Source organism: Ruegeria sp. YTSC002 (genome assembly GCF_059609845.1).
Window position 1 is genome coordinate 1 of the sequence record NZ_JBXWML010000031.1, and the last position, 3,377, is coordinate 3,377.

At 55.4% G+C, this 3,377-nt stretch carries 5 protein-coding genes; 2 read left to right on the forward strand and 3 right to left on the reverse strand.

The genetic code is table 11. The annotated features are described in order from the left end of the window. The coding region (locus tag AC2FFD_RS22180) for a DUF4158 domain-containing protein (RefSeq protein WP_496874158.1) at window positions 1-192 on the reverse strand (192 nt) is incomplete at its 3' end. 163 nt (window positions 193-355) lie between these two features. Between AC2FFD_RS22180 and AC2FFD_RS22185 the strand changes: the two genes are divergently transcribed. After that, window positions 356-931: a recombinase family protein gene (locus AC2FFD_RS22185; RefSeq protein ID WP_065335167.1), complete on the forward strand. Its 576-nt coding sequence runs from the start codon at window positions 356-358 to the stop codon at window positions 929-931. 128 nt (window positions 932-1,059) lie between these two features. On the opposite strand, the gene AC2FFD_RS22190 is transcribed toward AC2FFD_RS22185, so the two are convergent. Together AC2FFD_RS22190 and bla are read right to left on the reverse strand one after the other, a co-directional pair. Continuing rightward, window positions 1,060-1,395, reverse strand: a complete 336-nt coding sequence (locus tag AC2FFD_RS22190) for a hypothetical protein (RefSeq protein ID WP_065335168.1) — start codon at window positions 1,393-1,395, stop codon at window positions 1,060-1,062. Window positions 1,396-1,452: 57 nt separating this feature from the next. Next, the gene (gene bla, locus AC2FFD_RS22195; RefSeq protein WP_096873667.1) at window positions 1,453-2,316 is read right to left on the reverse strand and encodes a class A beta-lactamase; all 864 of its coding nucleotides are present in this window, start codon (window positions 2,314-2,316) and stop codon (window positions 1,453-1,455) included. Window positions 2,317-2,517: 201 nt separating this feature from the next. Here bla and AC2FFD_RS22200 point away from each other — a divergent pair. Then, a partial coding sequence (locus AC2FFD_RS22200; RefSeq protein WP_496874159.1) for a LysR family transcriptional regulator occupies window positions 2,518-3,377 on the forward strand: 860 nt, incomplete at its 3' end.

Consider the following 3,377-nt stretch of genomic DNA (forward strand, 5'->3'; position numbering starts at 1 on the left):
CAGCCGACCCGGATAGCGAAAGACACAAAGTTGCAACGCAAACCCAAAACGGTTGTGTGCCCGGCGGCGGGATCGAATGTGTTCGATGTCATCATCGGCCAGCGTGTAGTGCCGCAGCAAGGTCTCTTCATTGGTTGGAAGATCAAACAGCGCCGCCCGCTGTCGGTCGCTCAAAATCTGGCGTCTTGGCAATTCTAATTCCTGATTGAAGGGTAGTGGGCTTGTCCGTAAGAGGATCGGTCAGCGGACGATTTCCCGCCACGACGCCCCTTCAACAAAACTGGCTCAAAGAAAGTCTCATATAGATGGTACGATCAAAATTGCAATGAAGGGACCTTATTCGTACAGTTTGGCCATGAACACCACTCTTATCGGATATGCCCGCTGCTCCACCGACAGCCAGGACCTCACTGCGCAGAAACAAGCGCTGGAAAATCTCGGCGTGGCCCCGGATCGCATTTACACAGATCATGGCTTGACCGGCACCAATCGCGCCCGCCCCGGTCTGGATCAGGCCATTGCCGCTGTGCGGGAAGGCGACACGTTTGTCGTGCCCAAGCTCGACCGGCTGGCCCGCTCCGTGCCAGATGCCCGCGCCATAGCAGACCAGCTCCAGAAGAAAGGGGTAAAGCTTGCCCTCGGCTCATCCGTCTATGACCCGACCGACCCAATGGGAAAGATGTTTTTCAACATCCTCGCCACCTTTGCCGAATTCGAGGCCGATCTGATCAGCATTCGAACCCGAGAAGGCATGGCCATCGCACGCGCCAAAGGTAAACTGCGCGGCAAACAACCCAAGCTATCTGAGAAGCAGCAGCGCGAACTTTGCCGCATGCATGCCACCGGTGAGTACTCCATCAGCGATCTTGCCGAGGTGTTCTCCGTGTCGCGGCCAACGGTGTATCGGACCCTGAAACGGCATCAAACCTGACCTTCACTGCACTGCGTTTGAACCGGTACGATGTAGGGCAAGCCTCGCATTCGTTGAATCTCCACGAATGACTTCGTTTATGGGGGAACTGGTGAGCTAAAGCGCAATTTCACGCGAGAAGAAGAGAGTCAGGGACAATTGAACGGCACAAATGTGCTGGCCATGCCTTCGTTCATCGTCATAATCGTCAGTAGATTGGCCAGCTTAAGCTCATCTTTGGACCGCGGACAGATATTCCCTGGCTCAATGCACCCAGCGTCAATGAATTGTTGGTTTTGTTCCAATAGTTCCGCTCGTATGCCAGAGGTTCCAAGGATACCCAGAGCGTCATTAACGGCGCTTTGGTAAAGCTGGCATTTCTGAACACTCCAACTATCAGCATCACCGATTTGAGCCACCACAAGCCCGGGCAAAGACGCCACCAGCGCGCTTAGAAACGTATGAATGAGCCAACTGTTTTTCATAGTGCAATACCGTTTATCGGGCAGGGACCGCAGATGAGCGGCCCCTGATGTATGCTTTTATCGGGCGTTTATCTCGGCAATCATAGCCTGACCAATCTCTGAAACCACCTGATTGCGTAGCGCGAAATCCGCATCGCTTTCGGTGAGATAGATCGCTGCAAAGTAGTTAACATCCGCCTCTGGTTCGATGAATGCAATGATCGCGCGGGAGCCATTGCCCCCCGCCCCGGTTTTGTCGCCAATCACCCAGCCTTCGGGCAGATGCGCCCGGATCAGCGCATCGGCCACCTGATCGTCAATCATCCACTGGCGCAGCTGTGCCGCAGTCGCGGGTTCCAAAACATCGCCCAGCAGTAACGTTTCCAACGTGTTCAGGATCGCCGAAGGTGTAGACGTATCCCGTGGGTCTCCGGGTGCCGCTTCGTTCAAAGCCGTTTCCCAGCGATCCAGACGTGTGGTCTGATCCCCGATGTCGCGCAGAAAGTTGGTCAGCCCCTCAGGACCACCAACAGTATCGAGCAAGAGATTGCCCGCCGTGTTGTCGCTGAGAGTCACGGTTGCCTCGCAGAGTTCACCGACTGTGAGGCCATTATCCAGATGTTGCTCTGTCACAGGGGAATAGGCAACCAGATCGCCTTCGGCATAGGTTACGCGCCGGTCTAGGTCTTCTTGCCCAGCATCCACACGCGACAGAACCGCACCGCACAGGAGGGATTTGAACGTACTCGACATCGGAAATCTTTCCTCTGCACGCATCGAAATTTCCCAATCTGAGGAGGTGTCACGCAGCACAACCCCGATGCGCGCATTCAATCGCTCCTCCCAGTCGGCGACTGTATTTTGCAGGTCTTGCGCCCACAGGGGGGCCGCATTTCCCGTGATCAAAGCCGCGCTCAGGACTGCCAGAATATATGTCTTCATAGGTCTTGCCTTCTTCTTTCTTGAGGACGCACAATCTCGTCCTTTCAGACACGCTGAAAAGGCAAACCACGAGGGTTTCTGAGATGATTCGTCGGTCGATAACTACGGAACCGCCATTGATGCAGTTCATGAGGGAGGTGCTAGAGCCTTTCCATTCGGTGCGCAAACGACTAAATCTCGAATATCGCATGAGAAAAAGTAATGCCTATGGATCGCCCAAACATCCCCCTCAACGCGCTGCGCAGCTTTGAGGCCGCTGCCCGTCAGGGTAGTTTCACCAATGCCGCCGTAGAACTCTGCGTGACTCAGGCGGCTGTCAGCCATCAAATATTGCGCCTGGAAGACCAGCTTGGTGCGAAGTTGTTTCACCGGACGTCCAAGGGGTTGCTGCTTACTCCGGAAGGCGAGGCGTTGCTACCGGTCCTGACCGCAAGCCTTGATCGCATCAGCGGCGTTTTGGATCGGTTCACGGACGGACGCTATCATGAAACACTGAATGTGGGTGTTGTGACGACATTTGCTGTCGGGTGGCTCACAGAGTACTTGAAGGAATTTGAAACATCCCATCCCGGCATCAGCGTTCGTTTCTTCACCAATAACAATCGGGTCGACATTGCCCGAGAGGGCCTTGATCTGGCGATCCGTTTCGGTGCTGGACGCTGGCCTGGACTGACCGCACAGCCTTTGATGGAAACACCGCTGACACCGATGTGCGCACCCTCTGTGGCGCTAGCACTCAAAGACCCCGAAGCCTTGCTAAACCACAAGCTGCTGCGTTCTTATCGCGCAGATGAATGGCCCATCTGGTTTAGAGAAGCGGGTATGGGGGCACCCCATCTGGAAGGCCCAATTTACGATTCTTCTGTCGCCATGGCGGAATTGGCGGCAAGGGGCGTAGGCGTGGCGCTGCTTCCCTATGCCATGTTTCAGGCTCTGGTATCTGAGGGGCGACTGGTGCGCCCGTTCGATACGGAAGTCACGACCGGACGGTATTGGATCACGCGGCTCTCCAACAAAGAGCCAACCACTGCCGTCGCGGCGTTTGAAGCCTGGATTTGCAA

Bases quoted from the DNA above. Each gene is read 5' to 3' on its own strand.
- AC2FFD_RS22185 (WP_065335167.1), top strand. From the start codon at position 356: ATGAACACCACTCTTATCGGATATGCCCGCTGCTCCACCGACAGCCAG.
- AC2FFD_RS22190 (WP_065335168.1), bottom strand. From the start codon at position 1,395: ATGAAAAACAGTTGGCTCATTCATACGTTTCTAAGCGCGCTGGTGGCG.
- bla (WP_096873667.1), bottom strand. From the start codon at position 2,316: ATGAAGACATATATTCTGGCAGTCCTGAGCGCGGCTTTGATCACGGGA.